17 protein-coding genes are annotated in these 21,123 nt (G+C 37.7%); 3 read left to right on the forward strand and 14 right to left on the reverse strand.

What is annotated here, in order from left to right; translation table 11 throughout:
• Positions 1-36: 36 nt before the first annotated feature.
• The 12 genes from bufA2 to ESZ36_RS11690 form a co-directional block, all read right to left on the reverse strand.
• Positions 37-510, reverse strand: coding sequence for a BufA2 family periplasmic bufferin-type metallophore (gene bufA2 / locus ESZ36_RS11635; RefSeq protein ID WP_146787931.1), 474 nt, complete (start codon positions 508-510; stop codon positions 37-39).
• Positions 511-825: 315 nt separating this feature from the next.
• Entirely contained in the window at positions 826-2,037 is a 1,212-nt protein-coding gene (locus tag ESZ36_RS11640; protein ID WP_246129076.1) for a cation:proton antiporter, read from the reverse strand.
• 205 nt (positions 2,038-2,242) lie between these two features.
• A complete protein-coding gene (locus ESZ36_RS11645; protein ID WP_146787934.1) occupies positions 2,243-2,794 on the reverse strand; it encodes an isochorismatase family protein in 552 nt (183 codons plus the stop codon).
• Positions 2,795-2,858: 64 nt separating this feature from the next.
• Positions 2,859-3,356: a PaaI family thioesterase gene (locus ESZ36_RS11650; RefSeq protein ID WP_146787937.1), complete on the reverse strand. Its 498-nt coding sequence runs from the start codon at positions 3,354-3,356 to the stop codon at positions 2,859-2,861.
• A 138-nt stretch (positions 3,357-3,494) separates the two neighbouring features.
• The gene (locus ESZ36_RS11655; RefSeq protein WP_146787940.1) at positions 3,495-4,745 is read right to left on the reverse strand and encodes a phenylacetate--CoA ligase family protein; all 1,251 of its coding nucleotides are present in this window, start codon (positions 4,743-4,745) and stop codon (positions 3,495-3,497) included.
• Positions 4,746-4,951: 206 nt separating this feature from the next.
• Positions 4,952-5,773, reverse strand: coding sequence for an ABC transporter ATP-binding protein (locus ESZ36_RS11660; RefSeq protein ID WP_146787943.1), 822 nt, complete (start codon positions 5,771-5,773; stop codon positions 4,952-4,954).
• A 114-nt stretch (positions 5,774-5,887) separates the two neighbouring features.
• Entirely contained in the window at positions 5,888-7,147 is a 1,260-nt protein-coding gene (locus ESZ36_RS11665) for an ABC transporter substrate-binding protein (RefSeq protein ID WP_011044174.1), read from the reverse strand.
• 343 nt (positions 7,148-7,490) lie between these two features.
• On the reverse strand, positions 7,491-8,564 hold the full coding sequence (locus tag ESZ36_RS11670; RefSeq protein ID WP_011044175.1) for a branched-chain amino acid ABC transporter permease: 1,074 nt from the start codon (positions 8,562-8,564) through the stop codon (positions 7,491-7,493).
• A gap of 93 nt (positions 8,565-8,657) precedes the next feature.
• Positions 8,658-9,551 (reverse strand): branched-chain amino acid ABC transporter permease, encoded by an 894-nt coding sequence (locus ESZ36_RS11675; protein WP_011044176.1) that lies wholly within the window; start codon positions 9,549-9,551, stop codon positions 8,658-8,660.
• Complete coding sequence (locus tag ESZ36_RS11680; RefSeq protein ID WP_146787946.1) at positions 9,548-11,518, reverse strand: long-chain fatty acid--CoA ligase; 1,971 nt, start codon at positions 11,516-11,518, stop codon at positions 9,548-9,550. The genes ESZ36_RS11675 and ESZ36_RS11680 overlap by 4 nt, the downstream gene beginning before the upstream one ends.
• On the reverse strand, positions 11,518-12,330 hold the full coding sequence (locus ESZ36_RS11685) for an ABC transporter ATP-binding protein (RefSeq protein ID WP_146787949.1): 813 nt from the start codon (positions 12,328-12,330) through the stop codon (positions 11,518-11,520). The genes ESZ36_RS11680 and ESZ36_RS11685 overlap by 1 nt, the downstream gene beginning before the upstream one ends.
• 213 nt (positions 12,331-12,543) lie before the next feature.
• Positions 12,544-13,584, reverse strand: coding sequence for a DcaP family trimeric outer membrane transporter (locus ESZ36_RS11690; protein ID WP_146787952.1), 1,041 nt, complete (start codon positions 13,582-13,584; stop codon positions 12,544-12,546).
• 274 nt (positions 13,585-13,858) lie between these two features.
• On the opposite strand from ESZ36_RS11690, the gene ESZ36_RS11695 reads away from it, so the two are divergent.
• Together ESZ36_RS11695 and ESZ36_RS23130 are read left to right on the forward strand one after the other, a co-directional pair.
• Entirely contained in the window at positions 13,859-16,348 is a 2,490-nt protein-coding gene (locus tag ESZ36_RS11695) for a PAS-domain containing protein (protein ID WP_342779729.1), read from the forward strand.
• Positions 16,349-16,360: 12 nt separating this feature from the next.
• Positions 16,361-17,413 (forward strand): hybrid sensor histidine kinase/response regulator, encoded by a 1,053-nt coding sequence (locus ESZ36_RS23130; protein WP_342779730.1) that lies wholly within the window; start codon positions 16,361-16,363, stop codon positions 17,411-17,413.
• 240 nt (positions 17,414-17,653) lie between these two features.
• On the opposite strand, the gene ESZ36_RS11700 is transcribed toward ESZ36_RS23130, so the two are convergent.
• Positions 17,654-18,304, reverse strand: coding sequence for a response regulator transcription factor (locus ESZ36_RS11700; protein ID WP_146787963.1), 651 nt, complete (start codon positions 18,302-18,304; stop codon positions 17,654-17,656).
• Between the two features lie 237 nt (positions 18,305-18,541).
• Entirely contained in the window at positions 18,542-19,471 is a 930-nt protein-coding gene (locus ESZ36_RS11705) for a LysR family transcriptional regulator (protein ID WP_146787966.1), read from the reverse strand.
• A 137-nt stretch (positions 19,472-19,608) separates the two neighbouring features.
• On the opposite strand from ESZ36_RS11705, the gene ESZ36_RS11710 reads away from it, so the two are divergent.
• Positions 19,609-21,111: a CoA-acylating methylmalonate-semialdehyde dehydrogenase gene (locus ESZ36_RS11710; protein WP_146787969.1), complete on the forward strand. Its 1,503-nt coding sequence runs from the start codon at positions 19,609-19,611 to the stop codon at positions 21,109-21,111.
• Positions 21,112-21,123 lie beyond the last annotated feature (12 nt).

The raw sequence follows: 21,123 nt of genomic DNA on the forward strand, positions 1-21,123 counted from the left end.
GAGTACTCTCTAGCGCTAGCTTGATTTTTTATCAAGTTATGAACCAACAGTGCCGCCTACATCATCACAAGTTTGTGCTGATAACGCGACAAAACCATGGCCTTTACATGCTGCTTGACCTTTACACGCATTTTCAGCAGTTTTACAGTCGTTGTGACCATTACATTTATTGACGCCGTAACAATGAGTCAGCTCAGCAGTATCAACTACGCCACGCCAATCGTCTTGTACATTACCGCCAATGTCATCACAGGTTTTAGTCGACATAGCAACAAAACCATGTCCCTTACAAACCGCTTGTCCTTTACAGGCATTTTCAGCCGTTTTACAGTCGTTATGACCATTACATTTATTCACGCCGTAACAATGCGCCATTTCAACCGTATTGGTTGCGCTAGTTTTAGCTGTTTTAGTACTTGAGTCGCCTGCAACTGCAGTACATCCCATTAAACCAGCAACCGCTAATGCTACCGCGGTACCTTGAAGTTTTGTTTTAGTGCTCTGATTCATTGTATTCTCCCATTATTTTTTAGTTATAGATCAGGCCACATTTTGCTTTAAGCTAAGTTACATATGAATCATGTTCAGTTTAAATAAAAATATTGCCTACAGCACTTTTAATCTTAGTTCAAGATCATCATTTTCTTAAAATAATTATGACCTATTATAAAAGTAACCACCTAATTTGACCTGCTAATGTCTTTATAAATTTCAATTTTTATCTGAATAATTATTTTATATTTTTTGAAATTTTAGAGACCGTTTACCGTTCGAACCGTAATAGCAATTGCATAATAAAGACAGTATTTGCGCAAATAGAATAATTTAAATGTTGAGTTTTCTAACTAAAAACGGAGTTGTTGTTGCTTGAACAATAAGAGTGAAAAGTACGATACCAAAGCCAATAGATTGAATAGTCCACCAATAAGGTAACTCGGTAGGCAACGACAAGACTAATGCAATGGTGACCGCTCCACGTAATCCTCCCCAAATCATGATAGGTGGATATTTGGGGTTAATAGGCTGTCCCACAGTGACATGATTTAGCCATACTGAAAAATATACGGCTGTGACGCGCGCAATAAAAGCCCCCACTATCGCTAATATTATTGCTAGCCACATTTGGGTAAACATATTGAGACTGACCACTAACCCTAGCAATACAAAAACAAAAATATTGGCAATGAAACCAAGTGATTCCCATATATTATGCAGACCTGTGTGAACATCTTTTAGCTGATCATGCGCTGACTTTTTAAAAAGTAATGCAGCAAACATGACTGCGACAATACCTGAAACATGGAATAAATGTTCCGCGATATAGAAGGTTCCATAAGCAAGAAACAGTGTGATAACCACCATATGAGGAACAGATGTATCAATTATTTTAACTAACAATGCCGCAATATATCCAAACACACTACCAACAATAATGCCGCCAAAAAATACTTTGCTAAACGTGATAATGGCAGATGTTAGGTCTGGCTCACTTTGACCTAAAGCGATACTAAGAATAATACTAAATAAAACAATGGCTGTTGCATCATTAAATAAGCTCTCCCCTTCGATTAACACGTTTAGGTCATCCGGCGCTTTTAACACTTTCAATTGACCAACCACGGCAACGGGATCTGTTGCTGAAATAACAACGCCAGTTAATAATGCTGCGATAAAAGGAAAACCTGAATGAGCGATACCAAAGTAAAGAATAACAGCGATAACAAGCGTAGAAATAATCAAGCCTAGGGTAGCAAGCGTTAGTACGTTCGGTAAAAATTTAAACAATAACTTACTGTTCAAAGCAAAAGCCGCTTCAAATATTAATACGGGCAATAGTATGAATAACATCAAGTCTTGAAAATTACTCGCTCTCACGCCAGTATCGATACCAAACTCTACTGTAAATAAGGACAGAACAAAGCCGAGTACAACTAAGAGTAAGGTGTAGGGAATACGGATGAAACGAGCGAGAACAATGGCAAATACGCCAACGGCTAAAATAAGCAATGTAATAGAAACAATCATGTGAATATTCATCGTTTTTTATACCCCTCTTGCATTATTATCAATTTTTTTTGAATCTTTATGAGGTATAGCTAAGCTTAGTCGATATAGCAAAATGCAGCGATTGAGAGTATGTGTTGAGTGTTTTTTGAATTATTTTAGGTATAAAAAAGCTCCAATGATATTGAAGCTTGGGACGTCGGTGTTTTAATCGATATATAATTAGACGTTCATATCACTACTTAATTAAGACAAGTATTTCTTTAAACACTGGTATTCGGCAATCTTTAACCAGTTCAAATAAACACATTTCCAACCCTGTTAACTCAACGCCATTGTTAACGAGTTTTTTTATAGCTAAATTTTTATTATAGAGCTCACGAGAAGAAACACAGTCTGAAACTATTTGCACTTCAAATCCCATACGTTTTAGACTTATTGCTGTTTGATAAACACAAATATGTGCTTCAATACCACAAACAATCCATGTATCTACGTTAGCCGCTTTAACCGCTTCAACAAATTGAGCGTTTTCACAACCATCAAAGGTATATTTTATAATGGGCTCTTGATGACCTGTAGGAGAACTAAGTAGCGAACTCAACTCATCTACTGTTGGGCCAATTTTTTCTGGATTTTGTTCAAGCCATAAAATAGGTAAATCAAGGGCTTGGACACCTTTGATAAGCTTTTCACAATTTGACACCAAAGCGTTACTTTCATGAACTAAACGCGTCAGTTTCCCTTGTATGTCGACAACAATTAAGCCGGTATTTTCTTTATTTAACATAATCGAGTTCCTTAAGTTTATGTCTTTATAATACCCCTTAAAATAAAAATTACGCGAGTATTTTCTATTTATTAGGTGACATGGTATCTGGCATCAATACTGCGATAACTTGCCCTTTTGAGCAAATAACACCACCAGCTGACAACGTTATATCAACGACAATCTTACGATCTTTAACTTGACTAAAACGACCAATTAATTCCAACTCAACGCCCTGTGGGGTTGGTGCTAAAAAACTAACATTCAACGCGCCAGTGACGAATCTTAATGCAGGCGAACTGCCCATTTCACGATTTTGTGCAAGGTAGGCCATAGCTGACGCACTGCCCGTGCCATGACAATCAATCAATGAGGCTGTCATGCCGCCATAAACAAAACCAGGAATCGCGGTAAAAATATCAGAAGGTGTAAAACGAGCAATAGTGACGCTAGCTAACAAATCATTCTTATCAATGTGTTGCCAGTAACTTTTTAATTGGTGACCATCTTGATTGTTTTTACCACAGCCATAACAATGGCTTAATTCTTCAGGGTAACAATCTTGGAAAGCTTGTTCGTTCATAAGAGACCTTATTTAATTTGATGAGCAACATAGACAAATAATGAGTAAAAATTTGCCTATGTTGATAGGTTTTAGGATAATTTCACTTTTGATAAAGTGATAGATAAAATCGTTGCTAAAAAGATTAGCAACGCTAACTTAGCCAATAGGTCGTAAGTCTTCAATGACTTTGCCATCATCAGCTAATGTGCCTACCGCAACTAATTCAACCGCACCATTAAGTTTGGTTATTTTTTTCAAACTGCTACTAATATTCTTAATTTCACCGGCAATATCAGCCTCAGAATAACCGCTACTATCCAATTCGCATTGCAAGTTCATTTGGTCATTATAATTAACCTGAGTCACTGACAAACGCATTTTAGCTATGTGAGGATAGGCTTGTCGTACTTGTTCTATTTGTTCTGCATGCACGAACATACCTTTAATTTTAGTCGTTTGGTCGGCGCGACCCAACCAACCTTTAATACACATATTAGTTCGACCACAAGCACTTTCGCTTGATTTCACTGCAGATAGATCTCCGGTAGCGAAACGAATAAGTGGGTAATCTACATTAAAACTAGTGACAACAACTTCGCCTATTTCGCCATCGGCAACAGGCTCTAAAGTGCCTGGACGGACAATTTCTACCAATAAATCTTCAGCAATAATAAAACCATCATCACTTTTAGATTCAAAACCAATGAGGCCAACATCTGCACTCGCATAGGCTTGTAAAGTGTTAATACCAGCAGCATCAAATTCAGCTCTAAGCCCTTTAGGGAGAGCTTCGCCTGTCACTAACGCTTTGGTAACACTTGAAATATCTCTGTTTTCCGCTTTAGCTTTATCAAGTAAAATTTTCAGGAATGATGGTGTACCGCTATAACCTTGAGGTTTTAAATGCTCAATGATATCAAGCTGCTGCTCAGTTTGCCCTGGGCCTGCAGGTATAACCACGCAACCACAAGCTCTAGCGCCTGAATCAAGAATAAATCCGCCAGGTGTTAAGTGATAAGACAAACAATTTTGCACTACATCACCAGCTCTAAACCCAGCAGCATAGAATGCTTGGCCCACACGCCACCAATCATCACTGGTATTTTCAGGATCATAAATAGGTCCTGGTGATTGAAAAATTCTGCCTATGTTAGCCTTGCTCGCATTTAAACCACCTAGTGGTGAGTTTTTTGCTTGTAGCTTCATTAAATCTGATTTACGCGTAATGGGAAGTTGCGCAAGCAATTCTCGGCTAGTAATTTTATCAGCATCTATATGCTGTAAAATTTGCCCATAATGCTGACATTCTTGCTTTGCATAGGTGATAAAAGAAGGTAAACGCTCTAATAGAGACTGCTCACGTAACTCAGGGTTTTGACATTCTCTTTCGTAAAAATATTGTTTCATGGTAACTCGATAATTTTTCAAATATGATCATTTCTAAATATGAAAACGTTAATTTTTCATGCTTTTTCTTATATCGTTTTTCATGTACTTTCAGAAAGCAGCCAGTTCGTTCTATTTTTAGGAGATAGCGCGGAGCTTACGAATGTAAGTGAGCACTTTCGACAACAAAATCGAGTGAAATGGCAATAAGCTGGAATGTACATAGGTTATAACCAACGTTTACGTCTTTTATAAGACTTTAAGTTTTTAAAGCTTTTACGTTCTTCGTTGCCGCCACCTAAATAGAACTCTTTAACATCTTCATTGCTAAGTAATTGCTCTTGAGTACCATCGAGTACGATTTTACCTGACTCCATAATGTAGCCATAGTCAGCAGCCCTTATTGCATAGTTAGCATTTTGCTCAACTAACAACATGGTAATACCTTGATCTTGATTGATTTTTTTAATAATACCAAATACTTCTTTAACGAGTAATGGTGATAAACCCATCGATGGTTCATCTAAACAAATCATTTTAGGACGAGCCATTAATGCTCTACCAATGGCTAACATTTGTTGTTCACCACCTGATAAATAACCGGCTAGACCCGTACGTTCTTTTAAACGAGGGAAGTAATTAAACACCATTTCAAGATCTTGATTTATTTGTGAATCATTACGTGTATAAGCACCTAATTTTAGGTTTTCAATTGAGGTCATATCTTCGATAATACGACGACCTTCCATCACTTGAATAAGACCACTACGTACAACATCCTCACCATTTTTCTTATCAATGCGCTCGCCCATAAAGGTAATATCACCTTTAGTAACTTCACCATATTCTGATTTAAGTAGACCTGAAATCGCTTTCAATGTTGTTGATTTACCTGCGCCATTAGGGCCAAGTAACGTTACGACGTCTCCTTCTGGTACATCTAATGTAACCCCTCGAAGTACTTGAATAACTTCGTCATAAACTACTTCAATGTTATTAACCGATAACATTGGTGTAGCTGTTTGAATTTTTGCTGCCGCCTGTGACATATGTATACTCCGTTGAAACTATAACTACCCAACTTGTTGCTATTTAGCCTAATGCCAACAAGCTGAATAGTTATAAAATAATAGAACTTTCTAATAACTATTTAATGACGAGGATTAGTAACCTAACCAATCATCACGACGTTCCAATGTAACTTGTGATACTTTTTCAACTTTAACACCACCGTTTTCGTAGTTACCTTTATAGATATTTACTTGGTTAATACCACGGTGATCTTCATTGCTCCAATTAGCAGCTAAACATACGCCTTCTAGGCCTTTAGGTACCCAGTTTTTGTTAACGTACATGCCTTTTTTAACATTTTCGCCAGTGATGCCACCGTTCTTTTTAGCCCATTCCATCGCTTCTTTCATGAAGTATGTTGAACATACGCCACGCATGTAGTGATGAACGCGCTGTTCTTCGCCTGATTTATCTGACATTTTGGAAATTTCATGTACCAATTTCATACCCGGTACATCGTCACCCCAAAATGGTGTCATCGTTGGGAAGATGTAATCTTTGATGCCTGAACCTGCAGCATTGAACATATTTGCATCGCCACCCCAGATACTTGACATAAATTGAATATCTACACCGACTGTGTCACAAGATTTAATTAACGACAGTACTGAACCACCTATGTTCGCAACATAACCGTAATTTGAACCAGAGCTTTTAATGCTTAAACATTGCGCTTTAAAATCACCTGGTTTCATAGAAACAACCACTGGTTGTAAAACATCAAAGCCAAGCTCTTCTGCATATTCTGCACAAGCTGCTTTAGGCGCATTTGGGAAAGGATGGTTTGCACCAATATGCGTAAATTTTGGCTTTCCTTTACTGCCTTTGCTTTTCCAATCATCCGATGCCCATTGCACTAAACCACGACAAGCATCTGAGTAAGATGCGCCATAAAAGAAGTTATAAGGTGCAGGTTTTTTCGTATGAGGGTTTTTACCTGTAGGGTCTGTTAAATGCCCAGAATAAGACGCTGAGAAAACCGGTGTTTTATCACGAGCAACAAACGAGATTAATGCTTCAGTATCCGCTGTACCCCAACCTTGCATAGCAACCATGCCTTCGCGTGATTTCCATTTTTTATAAGCAGCAATGGCTTGTGGAACTTTATAACCATAATCAATGGTTTCAGATCTAAGTTTAGTACCGTCAATACCACCATGGGCATTTATATAAGCAAGTGAATCACGCACACCATTGGCATAATTTTTACCAACAAAAGCAGTAGGGCCTGACATGTCGGCTAAATGGCCAACAAAAACAGAATCTTCTGCTTGAACTTGGCTAGTAAAACTTAAAGCAATACAAGTAGTAATTGAACTTAGTAATAATTTTTTGTTTTTAATGCTATTCATTTGAACGTTCCTCAACTTTTTATTTAGTACTTCTTTATATAAGCAACCTGTTTATATAAATAGGTAAGCAGTATTATTTTTATGTTTATATTTACGCTTATTTTCTCGCAGTTACCTTTTTAATATCCCTATTTCATACCAATCAAACTAACGAAGTGATCTTTTCAAATGGTCTAAATGTCCAAAAACATCGGTGTTTTCAATCTCAATAGCCAGCTATTACTCAATCAAACGCCTTGTTCTTGAAAATTTACTCTCATTAAAATTTGACCTCTTTATTAATTTAATCGGTATAACTGCAATTTATTCACCATTCATTTATCAAGTGTTTTAATAAAATCACTTAGTAAGCAAATGGATAGAATTTCCAATAGTTTTTAATTTGTGTCCAACGATGCGCTATTCCTTCTGGCTCAAAAATTAAGAAGCCGATAATAACTAAGCCAATAGCCATTTCTTTGATGTAAGCTAAACCGTCAACTACCATAGGGATATTGCCCCAATCAGTCATTTTCATTACGCCAACACCGCTCTCTAATACTTCAGGTAAGAACACCATGAAGATGACCCCCATCAAAGTACCTTTTATCGAACCTAAGCCACCGATAATGATCATGGCTAAGAACTGAATTGACATCATGATGGTAAAACCTTCGGCCGATACATAACCTAAGTAATGGGCATATAACGCACCACCGATACCGGCATAAAAAGAAGAGATACCAAATGAAAGTAAGCGATATTTATTTAACTTTACGCCCATGATTTCAGCAGATAAGTAATGGTCACGTACAGCAACAAAAGCACGTCCATCACGGCTACGCATTAAGTTACAACCCCAGATAAACATAAAGACTAGAGAAAATAGCGCTATATAGTAAAAGCTTTGGTCGGTATCAAAAGCAAAACCGAATAAGCTTACTGGTTCGGCCATTGAACCCGATGCACCACCAGAAAACCAATCTGCACGAGCGAAGAAATCTTCAATAATAAATTGCGATGCAAGTGTCGCTATCGCTAAATATAAACCTTTAATTCGAGCAGCTGGCGCACCAAACATCATGCCAACGCCCATGGTTAAGAAACCCGCTAAAGGAATACATAAAAACACTGGAATATGTAAACTTGTATTTAACCAGGCCGAGGCAAACGCACCAAAACCAAAGAAAGCACCATGCCCTAACGATATTTGTCCGGTGTAGCCAACTAAAATATTCAAACCTAATGCAGCAATGCCTAAGTAAGATATTTGAATTAATAAGGTAATAAAGTAACCATCAACAACTAACGGTGCAAAGCACAACGCTATAATGGTAAAAATGGTCACCCAACGGATGGTTTTTGTTTCAAAAATTGTATTATCTTGTTTATAGCTAGTACGAAAATCTCCGCACGGGCGCATACTTAAACTAGACATAAATCACTCCTAAATAATTGTTCTTTTTATTGATATTGTTAATTAAATTACGCTAGGCTTAACTAAATTCAGCTAAGCCCAGCTAAAATTATGCTATATACGTTCAATGTCTTTGGTGCCAAATAAACCGTAAGGTTTGAACCAAAGAATAATTAACAACACATAAAATGGTGCGATATCGTACATATTACCAATGTGTAAATATTGACTATCAAAAAACTCAGCGACGTTTTCTAGTACACCGATAATGAGACCACCAACAATGGCGCCAATAATTGAGTCTAATCCGCCTAAAATAACGGCTGGGAATACTTTGATACCCATAATAGAAAGTGAATCTGAAACACCGTTAACCATACCAAGCACTATCCCTGCCGTAGCAGAAACGGTTGCTGCAATACCCCAACTCATCGCAAAAACATGCTTTACAGACACACCTAGACTTTGCGAAGCTTGTTGATCAAAAGCAGTCGCTCTCATTGCTAAGCCATGCTTAGAGTGTTTAAAGAATAAATAGAACGCGACCATGATAATTAACGCGATTACCGTGCTCATTAAGTACGCCATTTCCACATTTAATCCCAAGATGTTAATACTTTGCGTATCAAATACTTGCGGGTAACTTTGTGGGGAGACACCAAATATCCATTTCATTAACGATTGGAAGAAAATAGACAGACCGATAGTGACCATGATCACCGAGATAATCGGCTCACCAATCATAGGACGTAGTACGACCATTTGTAATAGCACACCAAAGCCGGCCATAAATACAAGTGATAATATAAAACCTAAAAAGAATGGTAACTCTAAGTAAATCAATGACGCCCAACATACCCAGGCACCGATAAGTAAAAACTCACCTTGGGCGAAGTTAACAATTTGGGTTGATTTATAAACCAACACAAAACACATACCAATTACACCGTACAACAAGCCAACAATAAGGCCATTGATGACTAATTGAGTTAAGAGTTCAAAATTCATGATGCTTTCCTCTGAGTTTGACTACTTGTTGATGAAACAGCACTACCATCATTTTCAATTACCGTCGCAACCTTAAGTGTCGTTTGAATACGTGAGCTACCACCATCTTGGAAAGTAATCACTGTATCGATATCAACTATCTCTTTGTTGTCGTAAATAGACTCGATAATGTCACCATATTTGTCAGCAATAACAGTGCGTCGTACTTTACGTGTACGTGTTAATTCGCCATCATCTGCATCAAGTTCTTTATAAAGTAAAATAAACTTATTGATTTTTTGTGCGTCAGGTAATGTCGCGTTAACTTTTTCAACTTCTTCACTAAGCTTTTCATAAACCTCAGGTAAAGCAGAAAGACTGGTGTAGTTAGTAAAACCTAAACCTTGTTGTTCAGCCCACTTAGAAACAATAGAGAATCGAATACAAATAATGGCGCTTAGGTAAGGTTTGTCTTTACCTAAAATAACGGCTTCACCAATAAATGATGAGAATTTCAATTTGTTTTCAATATATTGTGGTGAGTACTGAATACCATTGCTGGTTTTAGCTAAATCTTTGATTCGGTCGATAATGACCAAGTGCCCTGAAGGTTTAAAGTAACCAGCATCACCGGTATGCATCCACCCATCAATAACATCTTCGTCATAGGCTTTTTGATTATCTAAATAACCGGTGAACATACCAACTGTTCTAGCGATAACCTCACCAACACCTTCTTTATCAGCATTAATAACTTTTACTTCAGCAGTATCAAAAGCAACACCAACACTGTCGTAATCAACGTCATTTTCTTTGTGAACTGTGTAAGCACCACATAACTCTGTTTGACCATAAAGTTGACGTAGCGGAACACCAATAGTCTGGAAGAATCTGAATGTATCAGGACCCATAGCCGCACCACCGGTTGCCGCTGATTTCAAATTGCTGAAACCTAATCTATCTTTTAAGGCATTCATCAATAAAAAATCGGCAAACCCTGAACGTTTACCCTCTAACTGTGCTTTTTCAGAGAGTGCAAAAGCATAATCAAATAATTTTTGTTTAAGTGGCGTAGAATCCATCATACGGGCTTTAACGTCGGCTAAAATACCTTCCCAAACGCGTGGTGCAAGTAAAACAAAGTTTGGTCCAATTTCACGTAAATCAGCCATCAGTGTTTCTTGACCTTCAACAAAATTGACTATTTGACGAGCAATTAATGCTTGGCCAACGGCATAGACTTGTTCCATGATCCATGGGAGTGGTAATACAGATACATAGTTATCGCCAGGCTGGCGAGGATCAGCACGTAAATATGAACTACAGTGCTTAACAAAATTACCGCCACATAAAAAGGCTATTTTAGGTTTTGAGGTGGTGCCTGATGTAGTACAGTAAATAGCAGTTTCATCAGCATTAGTCGCATCAACATAAGTGTCGTATAACTCAGGTGACATTTTTTCTATTGCTTGTCCCTGCTTATATATATCTTCAATGCTGATCAAACGTTTATCGTCATATTTGCGCATGCCTCGTGGATCGCAATAAACAATAAGTTTTACATCTGGAATGTCGTCGCCTAACTCAAGCAATTTATCACACTGCTCTTCGTCTTCTGCGATAACTACAGTGGCGTTACTTTTATTAAGTAAGTAAACCACTTCTTCATGTAAGGAGTCTTGGAAAATACCGATAGAGTAACAACCCATAGAATGTGCTGCTACTTCACCCCAAACCCACTCAGGTCTGTTATCACCTAACAAGGCGATAGCTTCTTTCGGGTTAACACCTAATTTTATTAACGCTAGTGATAACCACTTAACGCGATTGTTATAATCTACCCAGGTAAATTCGTTCCAAATACCGAACTCTTTTTCGCGCATGGCAATATCATTTGGCCAGCTTTTAGCATTTTGTCTCAGTATTTTTGGAAAAGTATCTAACTCCCCCATTTCAAAATCTTTTGTTGCTGCTTGTAAGTTAGACATTAGCTAGCCTCCTTTACGGCTTCTTCTTCTATTTCATCATCATCTTCGATACCAAGATAAGCACGTTTAACATGTGGATCAGCCATCACTTCTTCAGGTAAACCTGACATTAGCTTCTTACCAAAATCAAGCACCATTACCTGGTGTGAAATATCCATTACTACGCCCATGTCGTGCTCAATCATCACTACCGTGATACCAAACTCTTCATTTAAATCGAGAATATAACGAGCCATATCTTCTTTTTCTTCTAAATTCATACCAGCCATAGGCTCATCAAGAAGAATTAATTTGGGCTTTAATGCCATTGCACGCGCTAGCTCAACACGCTTACGTAAACCATAAGACAAGGTGCCAGCTACAGATTTTCTGATATGAGAAATTTCTAGAAAATCGATAATCTCTTCACAATAACGACGGTGGGCAAGTTCTTCTTTTTGCGCAGGTGATGCCCAATATAAAGGCCCTGTTAACCAGTTATTTTTCAATAGGTGATGACGGCCAACCATGATGTTATCTAAAACTGACATGTGACCAAACAAGGCTAAATTTTGAAAGGTGCGGCCCATACCAAGGTCTGCTCTATCATTTGGACGTAAATCAGTGACAATTTTGTCATTGAAAATAACGTTGCCCGAATTTGGTTGATACCGTCCAGAGATACAGTTAAGCATGGAGGTTTTACCAGCGCCGTTAGGACCGATAATGGAAAATACAGAGCCACGGGGAACTTCAAAGCTAACGTCGGTTAGTGCTTTTACGCCACCGAACGCTAATGAAACGTTCTCTACTTTGAGTATTGACTCAGTCATACTCACACTCCTCAATTGATAAAAAAATATATGCGTTTTTACACGCTTGAAACATCAAGACAATTTGCATCCTGCACTGTCTAATAAGCTAAATCCGTATTGCGTCTGTCATTGCGAGATACTTTATATGTTGTATCTAAAAAAGAGGGGGGATATTTCCCCCCTCAAAAACGTAACAACAGAATGGGAGTTGTTACGTGTACTAAGATAAAACTAAAGTACGTACTTCATTGTTACTTGTGCGTAGTTTGAATCTGCATCTAGGTTGTCCTGTCTGTACTGACCTACTTCAACACCTACCGCTAATTGCTTAGTAAGGTTTTCAAATAAGTTAACACTCCATTGACTACTTTCTGCACCTGAAACATCAGCTTCAGCTGAACCGTAAAGCACAGTAGATCTTAATGTTTCAGTCCAGTAATGGCGGTACGCCGCTAAATAAGCTGTGGTGTCTTCAACTTTATCGCCAACAACATCGGGAGCAAAACCAACGCCAACATAGCGACCTACTTCACCTTGGTGAAATTGAAATCTAAAATCATCTTTACCAATGGTTTTAATACGACCGGCAATTGAACCGCCAATGGCTGTTTCAGAATTACCCGACATAGTATTTACTTGGCGACCTAAAGCAGAGAGTGAAACAGAGCCCCAGTCACCTTTTAAGTTATAACGTGCGACTACATCTGGAACACTGTCATTTGCAGTATCACCACCAGCAGTTTCAGGATTTTCTAGTGAGAATTGGAAATCACCCATAGTGTAGCGAACTTGACCTTGACGAATAAATACTAAACCTTGTGTTGCACCAGCAAAATCTGCTGATTCAGGAATAGCACTAGTATTCATAAAGGTTGACCACGTTTGCCCTGCTAATACGTTTTTATATTTGATAAACGCATGACGAATACGAGGATGAGCAGAGTTTGATACGACTTCGTTACCGCCACCGCCCCAAAAATCCATTTCAATAAAACCCATTACTTCGCCATGGGTGTACTTCATGTTGAAACGAGTTTCATTGGCAAAGATATTAAATTGTGAAGCATCTTCAGCAAGTTTAGCACCTTTGCCAATCCAGAAAGGTCTATAGGCTACATTACCATCGACATAGCGGGCATCGACTTTGATGTACCCACCAAAAGATATTTTATCTTCATCTGATATTTTGATGTCATAACCAGCATTTGCTGCAGTTGCAGCTACAAGTAAAGGTGAGGCGAGTAGTAGTTTTTTAAATTTATTGCTAACCATTGCTATTTCCCTTGTTATATTTGTTATTTTATTTGAACTTATTATGTGTGTTTTATGTCAACCGAAGTCAGGTTTACCTAATCATCATAAGCCAGTACAAAAATGTAACAATCGGAAATAAGACTTAGCACCTAGCACCTAGTCCTTTGGTCGTAGAAAATAACTCATTCAAAGACTAGTCCTTAAGTCATAGAAATATAGAGGTTTTTATTTAAAGAAATATGTTAAATTTAACAGGTGATAAGTAGTTGAATAGTTAAGTAGGTTTAATATTATGTTTGCGAATTGGTTGCTGGTTAGCGTTAGTATTGGCTATATAGGTCTGTTGTTTCTTATTGCTCATCTAGGTGGGAAATATCGTAATAAACTAGAAGCAAAGCAACAAACAATTATCTATGCCTTATCTTTAGGTGTTTATTGTACTTCCTGGGGTTTTTTAGGTACGACAGCACAAGCTGCTAATCACTCTTTTACTTTCCTTTCTGTTTATTTAGCGCCCATTGTACTGTTTGTTTTTGCTTGGCCTTTCATTCAAAGAATTATAAAAACCAGTTTAAAGCTCAAAATCACCTCTATTGCCGATCTGTTATCAGCACGCTTTGGTAAATCGCAAACCTTAGCCATTATTATTACCTTAGTCGCCTTAATAGGCACCATGCCCTATATAGCGCTGCAGCTAAAAGCAATTGTTAATTCTTATCAAATATTACAAGAAACTCAAGACCTACCTATTTGGCAAATCGGCTTAGTCGTTAGCATTATCCTTGCTGTTTTTACCATTATTTTTGGCATTAGAACGATAGACATAACCGAGCGTCACCCAGGAGTGATGATAGCTATTGCCTTTGAATCGCTGGTGAAGTTAATTGCCTTTCTTTTAGTTGGTTTATTCGTCAGCTTTATTATTTATGACTCACCTATGGATATTTGGGAATTATCAAAAGATCAGTTTGATATTGAAAAACAGTTTGAGTTTAGTAACCTTTTTGGTTTGTTTGGCATGTTAATCATCGTCATGTCAGCTTTCTTATGTTTGCCAAGACAATTTCAAGTGATGTTTGTTGAAATAAAAGATAAAAAAACTAGCGGTATGGCAAGGTGGGTTTTACCGGTTTACTTACTTATTTTTGGTTTTTTTGCCGCTGTTCTCGGCTTAGCTGGTAATTTAAATTATGGCAGTTCTCTCGCTGCAGATGCTTATGTACTATTCTTGCCTGCTTTGGATGGCCAAGTGTGGTTATCTTTATTTGCCTTTTTAGGCGCTGTTTCAGCAGCAAGTTCGATGGTTATTGTTTCAACTATTGCTCTTAGTACCATGCTCAGTAATGAGATTGTGTTTCCGGTCATGTTTAACTTTTCACGCCAAAAGCAACAAGACTTTAATCACTTTCAATTACAGTTATTGTTCATCCGTAAAACACTGGTACTGCTGGTTATTTTTCTAAGTTATGGCTTGTTATTGGTATCACCTCCCGATGCATTATCATCATTAGGCGAAGTCGCTTTTGGCGCAATAGCTCAAATAGGTCCAGCTTTATTTGTCGCATTTTATTGGCGTAGAGCAACACTGTCGGGTGTGCTTGCAGGGATAATTTGTGGTTTTACTATTTGGACGGTATTTAATTTAATACCTCAATTAGGCATATATGCCCACCCTTTAGAAAACACAGACTTACCTAAAACGACCGTAATAACCCTTATTGGTTTACTCATTAATGTTATCGCGCTATGGCTTGTTTCTTTGGGTACAAGACAAAGTATTCGAGAGCAAATGCAAAGTGAATTTTTCTATAAAGACAGAAAAAAAATCAAGTGGAGTTTACCAACACAACCCAAAGTAGACATTGTAGAGTTAGAGCTTTTAGTGGCTAGATTTATAGGTGAAGAAAAAGCAACCAAGTGCTTTGAAAAGTTTCATTCAATGAATCAGACTAAGGACAACAAAAAATTTAATGAAGCGATATTGTTTCATGCAGAAAACACCCTTGCCCGTGTCTTAGGATCAGCCTCAGCAAAGTTGGTCACGTCTCTGGCGATTAGTAGCCGCGGCATGGCCTTTGATCAAGTCGCTAAGTTGGTAGAGGATAACTCAACTCAACAATTAGAGTTTAGTCGCACGGTATTACAAAGTGCTATTGAAAATGTGAGCGAAGGCATTTCAGTTATCGATAGCGAGCTAAAGTTAGTTGCTTGGAATAAGCAATACTTAGATATTTTTAGCTATCCTGAAGCATTTATTTATATTGGTTGCCCTATCAGTCAGCTAATACATTTCAATTTAAGTCAGCAAGGTTATTTTGCTAAAGATATTGATTTACGCGTTAAAAAACGTATTCAGTATATTATGGAAGGTAGTCGCCATAACACTGAATATAAGCTAAAAAACGGTAAAAACATTCGTATAGAAGGCAGTCCAATTCCCGGTGGTGGTTTTGTGATGATATTCTCTGATATTACCCAGTATCGTCAGACAGAAGAAGTATTGAAAGAAGAAAATACTGATCTTGAATCAAGGGTACAATTTCGCACTGCCGAGCTTGAACAGGCTAACAAAGAGTTGGCGCTTGCTAACCATGAACTAATACAAGCACAAACCAAAGCAGAACAAGCACACGTTAAGAAAAGTCAGTATTTAAAAGCGTGTAGCCATGATTTATTACAACCGCTCTCAGCCGCAAGATTATTTTCTTCTGCAATATCTTTAAGTCCAAGAGTCAGTAATGAAGAACGAGAACAAATCAAAAAAATAGATAATTCTTTATAAATAGCAAATAGCTTGTTGCTTGATCTCAATGAAATAGCACGTATTGAAAGTGGTAATATCACGCCAACTATTGAGCCCATTGAAATCAAAGAACTTTTCACTATGTTAGCCAATGAATTTAATGCATTAACAGATGAATATCATGTAGAGTTTCATTGTAAAATGAGTAAAATTTATGTGGCGAGTGACATCACTTTACTGGCAAGAATTGTACAAAACTTTCTCAGTAATGCCTTTCGTTATGCTCACAAAGGTGACAAAAAAATCCAGAGTAAAGTATTGTTGGGTTGTCGAAGACAAGGTAATGAAATATCTATCCAAGTTTTTGACAACGGCCCTGGCATTCCAATAGACAAACAACAGCAAGTTTTTGACCAGTTTACTCAATTAAACAATAGCAATGTTATGGGCCCTAAAGGGCTTGGCTTAGGACTAAATATCGCCCAAAGTTTGGCAAAAATTCTTGAGCACAAAATTGATTTAAAATCGAAACCAGGTCATGGTTGTTTGTTTAGTGTTAATGCACCGATAACGCTAGCACCTATGGCAAAGGAACAGGTATTACCTCCTGCGAGTATGAGTTTACATGGGGTTGGCGTATTGTGTATAGACAATGAGCCCGCAATACTTGAAGGCATGTCTAAATTATTAACTGCATGGCAATGTCAGGTTTTCACCGCTGTTGACGCCCAGCAAGCCAGAGAGCTTTATGCAAAACACGAAGATGAAATTGATATTTTGCTGGTAGATTATCAACTAGACGGTTGCCAAGACGATAACATTATTATGGCTACTGATATGCTGATCAGTGAAAGGAGTAACAGTTCATGTTCCATTGAGCCCGTCAATGGTATAGGGCTTATTAAACAATTAAGAGCAATGAGTCCCTATGCACTGCCTGCCATTCTTATTACCGCAACTACAGGTGAAAACCTGATGGCGTTAACTAAACAGCATAATATTGGCTATTTACGCAAAATAATCAGACCCCTTGCGTTACGTGCTTTAATGAGCTCGTTACTCACCGAAGAACTCGCAAAGAATTACTCACAAAATAATACATAAAAAAGTACTGTATGTGAGTATTCTTGTTATACGCAGAGACAATAAATCAGGATAAGGGCTTGGTTGAGTACTTGGTTGATAACTTGATTGAGTGCTTGATTGAGTGCTTGATTGAGTGCTTGATTAAGTGCTTAATTGAATGCTCGAACGAGTAATAAGCTGGGTATTGGGATTGAGAGCAACACAGCCTTGCTGTATTGCTCAATCAACAACAGTGGGTATTAACTTAAAGCATTGGTATCACTGACCAAAAGTGCTTTGATTTAATTGCAATTCATTTAAAGTGATCACCGCTTGAGTTCGATTTCGTACACCCAACTTTAAAAATATAATGCTCGCATGACTCTTGATAGTAGATTCTGATGTGCCAAGTTGAGACGCTATTTGCTTGTTAAGTAAACCATCAGCAAACATTAATAAAATTTCATGTTGCTTAGGGGTTAAAGACGCAATTTTGTCATCAATTTTATTGACTTTTTCATTCGGATTAAACTCACCATCAGGTGTCCATAATGTACCATTAAGTACTTCTTTTATGGCAACGACCATTTTAGGAACAGGCGTCGATTTAGGAATGAAACCAGCAGCACCAAAACTCATCGCTTTATGAATAGTCTCTTTATCTTCAAAGCCAGAAATAACCACGATACCTAAGTCAGGGTGTGAACGTCTAATACTAATTAAACTGTTAAAACCATGTGCACCTGGTATATCTAAATCAAGCAAGAGTAAATCAGCTTTTTCTTCACTTTCTAAATGTAGTTCAAGCTCAGGAATATTTTGAGCGTCAACAATTTTGGCACTAGTGAAGTGGGATTTTAGCGTGATGGTTAATGCTTGGCGAAATAGAGGATGATCGTCAGCCAATATTATTTTCATGTTATCGAACATAATTAAATCCATCCTTCAGCCGACTATGATTATTATAATATCGGCTTATTTTTTATTAAATGAAAACTTTTACTGTTACAAATACAATAACAAAGTCTGTATAAAGCTGCTAGGGAGATTTTTAATTTATCTTCGGTGCGTTTACAAAACCATCGCAATATTATCTATAATTATTCACTGAGTTTACTGCGTTATTACGTGAGTAGTCACGTGAGTAATGACCTAATTTAATTGATGTTATTCTTTTGGATTTAATAACTCGGCATGATCTAGTACTAATTGTTTTAAGTATTGCCAAACGGTATTTACATGTGATAACCGTTTGCTTTCGGGATGAGTAACCAACCAGAAACTTCTGCTAATAGTAATATCTTGGCTATGTAGTTTAATGAGATTTTTGTCTTGATCAGCAAGAAAACAGGGAAGAATTCCAATACCTAAACCACTTTTAATCGCAAAGTATTGGCTGATAATACTAGTGCTACTAAAATTTGCTTTTAACTCGCCAGCTAAGTAACGGTCTAACTCTTTTATATAAGAAAGCTGATCGGTAAATATTAGATTATCTACATAAGTAACCCACTTATGTTCGGCTAAATTGTCAAGGGTTATGCCTTGCGGGTATTGCTTAAAGTTATGGTCTAGACACTTATCTAGGTAATCCTGATGTGCGTAAAGTTGTAATTTATAATCGCAAAGTTTTGATACTATCATCGAAGTACTTTTAGGACGCTCTACTGCAATAGCGATATCAGCTTCATTTCTACTGATTTTCACATAACGTGAAAAGAGTAATAAATGTACATCAATATTAGGATGTTGCTGTTGTAATGGTAATAAGTTGGGTGAAACAAAAAAGTTACCTAACGCTTCTGTTACCCCAATGCGAACTAAGCCACAATTTTCTTCATTGTTATTATGTATGTTAGATAGTGCATGTTGTGCATCCTGCTCCATTTTGCATGCTGATTTAAGTAACATTTCGCCATCAGGCGTTAATACATGACCGTCTTGCGTTCGGTCAAATAGTTTTGTCGCTATACTTTCTTCTAACTTATGCAAACGCCTAGACACAGTAGAAGCATCCATCGTTAAGCGTTTAGCCGCTGTTGAAAGTCGCTCGGCACGAGCAACCTCAAGAAATATTTTAATATCATCCCAATTCATCTACTTAGTCTACTCTTTCTAGAATGCCATTGCAAAAATGCAAAGCGCGTTGCACCTATGCTTATTGTGACAACATTAATAAAGGCCTATCTTGCTTATAGAGATTTTATATTTTCAATTTATTAATAGAGGTTGCTATGAGTATTACTGAAGTTCCACTAATCATTAATGGTAAAAAAGTTCGTTCTCAAACTACAGAATGGTTGGATGTTTTAAATCCTGCCACTCAAGAAGTTGTTGCTCGTGTACCCGTTGCAACGCCTGAAGAAGTTGAATTAGCTGTTCAGAGTGCACACACTGCATACAAGTCTTGGTCTAGAACCTCTTTAACTAATCGCATGCGTATAATGGTAAATTTTGCACATTTGGTGCGTGAAAACACTCAAGAGCTTGCTGAGTTAGTAACACTGGAACATGGTAAAACATTACCAGATGCTGAAGGCGAAGTAGGTAGAGCGCTAGAAGCCATTGAAAATGCTTGTTCAGTAACTCGCTTACAAATGGGTGATATGGGTAATAATGTTGCTACTGGTGTAGACACTTATACCTTACATAAGCCACTTGGCGTAGGTTTAGGTATTACCGCTTTTAATTTCCCATTAATGCTAGCAGCCTTTATGTTTCCGCCTGCCATTGCTTGTGGTAATACTTTTGTGCTTAAACCTTCAGAGCAAGCTCCTTCTTCAACAGTACGTTTTGTTGAGCTTGCTATTGAAGCAGGTTTACCAGCAGGCGTTATCAATGTTGTTCACGGCGGTCCTGATGCAGTTAATGCGTTAATTGAACATGAACACGTGAAAGCAGTATCTTTTATTGGCTCAACTCATGTTGGTACGCATATATATAATCATGCGAGCAAGCACGGAAAACGAGCACAATCTATGATGGGTGCTAAAAACCATATGGTTATCATGCCTGATGCAAATAAAGACAGAGCCATTAATGATTTATTAGGTTCAGCTTTTGGTGCAGCGGGTCAACGTTGTATGGCTAATCCTGTAACTATTTTAGTCGGTAAAGCGCGTGACTGGTTACCTGAAATCGTTGAACGCGCGAAGTTAATGAAAGTAGGTCCTGGCTCTCAGCGTGATGCTGACTTAGGCCCGGTAGTATCACCTCAAGCTAAAAAACGTATTATAAGTTTGCTTGATAGTGGTGTTGAGCAAGGTGCTACCATGTTAATTGATGGCAGAGACTGCCAGGTAGAAGGTTATCCAAATGGTAACTTTGTTGGTCCAACGTTATTTACCAATGTTACTACTGACATGGATATTTATACGCAAGAGATCTTTGGCCCTGCGTTATGTGTTTTAGAAGCCGAAACTTTAGAACAAGCCATTGAAATTATTAATGCCAATCCTAATGGCAATGGTACGTCTCTTTTCACCTCATCAGGTTGGAATGCGCGTTTATTTGAAAATGAAATTGATGTTGGCCAAGTAGGTATTAACGTTCCTATTCCAGTGCCTGTAGCATTCTTTAGCTTTACCGGTTCAAGAGCTTCGAAATTGGGTGACTTAGGACCAAACGGTAAACAAACAGTTAGTTTTTGGACGCAAACTAAGTCAGTAACAACACGTTGGTTTGAACCAGATCATGAAGATGGTTTGAATGTTCACACTACTATTAGCATGAAATAAAGTAGTAACTAT

Origin of the sequence: Colwellia demingiae (assembly GCF_007954275.1) — a bacterium.
Taxonomy (GTDB): domain Bacteria; phylum Pseudomonadota; class Gammaproteobacteria; order Enterobacterales; family Alteromonadaceae; genus Colwellia; species Colwellia demingiae.

Excerpts from the sequence above, each read along its gene's own strand:
- ESZ36_RS11655 (WP_146787940.1), bottom strand. The coding sequence starts at position 4,745 with ATGAAACAATATTTTTACGAAAGAGAATGTCAAAACCCTGAGTTACGT.
- bufA2 (WP_146787931.1), bottom strand. The coding sequence starts at position 510 with ATGAATCAGAGCACTAAAACAAAACTTCAAGGTACCGCGGTAGCATTA.
- ESZ36_RS11650 (WP_146787937.1), bottom strand. The coding sequence starts at position 3,356 with ATGAACGAACAAGCTTTCCAAGATTGTTACCCTGAAGAATTAAGCCAT.
- ESZ36_RS11640 (WP_246129076.1), bottom strand. The coding sequence starts at position 2,037 with ATGAATATTCACATGATTGTTTCTATTACATTGCTTATTTTAGCCGTT.
- ESZ36_RS11710 (WP_146787969.1), top strand. The coding sequence starts at position 19,609 with ATGAGTATTACTGAAGTTCCACTAATCATTAATGGTAAAAAAGTTCGT.
- ESZ36_RS11670 (WP_011044175.1), bottom strand. The coding sequence starts at position 8,564 with ATGTCTAGTTTAAGTATGCGCCCGTGCGGAGATTTTCGTACTAGCTAT.
- ESZ36_RS11700 (WP_146787963.1), bottom strand. The coding sequence starts at position 18,304 with ATGTTCGATAACATGAAAATAATATTGGCTGACGATCATCCTCTATTT.
- ESZ36_RS11660 (WP_146787943.1), bottom strand. The coding sequence starts at position 5,773 with ATGTCACAGGCGGCAGCAAAAATTCAAACAGCTACACCAATGTTATCG.
- ESZ36_RS11690 (WP_146787952.1), bottom strand. The coding sequence starts at position 13,584 with ATGGTTAGCAATAAATTTAAAAAACTACTACTCGCCTCACCTTTACTT.
- ESZ36_RS11665 (WP_011044174.1), bottom strand. The coding sequence starts at position 7,147 with ATGAATAGCATTAAAAACAAAAAATTATTACTAAGTTCAATTACTACT.
- ESZ36_RS11695 (WP_342779729.1), top strand. The coding sequence starts at position 13,859 with ATGTTTGCGAATTGGTTGCTGGTTAGCGTTAGTATTGGCTATATAGGT.
- ESZ36_RS11680 (WP_146787946.1), bottom strand. The coding sequence starts at position 11,518 with ATGTCTAACTTACAAGCAGCAACAAAAGATTTTGAAATGGGGGAGTTA.
- ESZ36_RS11645 (WP_146787934.1), bottom strand. The coding sequence starts at position 2,794 with ATGTTAAATAAAGAAAATACCGGCTTAATTGTTGTCGACATACAAGGG.
- ESZ36_RS11685 (WP_146787949.1), bottom strand. The coding sequence starts at position 12,330 with ATGACTGAGTCAATACTCAAAGTAGAGAACGTTTCATTAGCGTTCGGT.
- ESZ36_RS11705 (WP_146787966.1), bottom strand. The coding sequence starts at position 19,471 with ATGAATTGGGATGATATTAAAATATTTCTTGAGGTTGCTCGTGCCGAG.
- ESZ36_RS11675 (WP_011044176.1), bottom strand. The coding sequence starts at position 9,551 with ATGAATTTTGAACTCTTAACTCAATTAGTCATCAATGGCCTTATTGTT.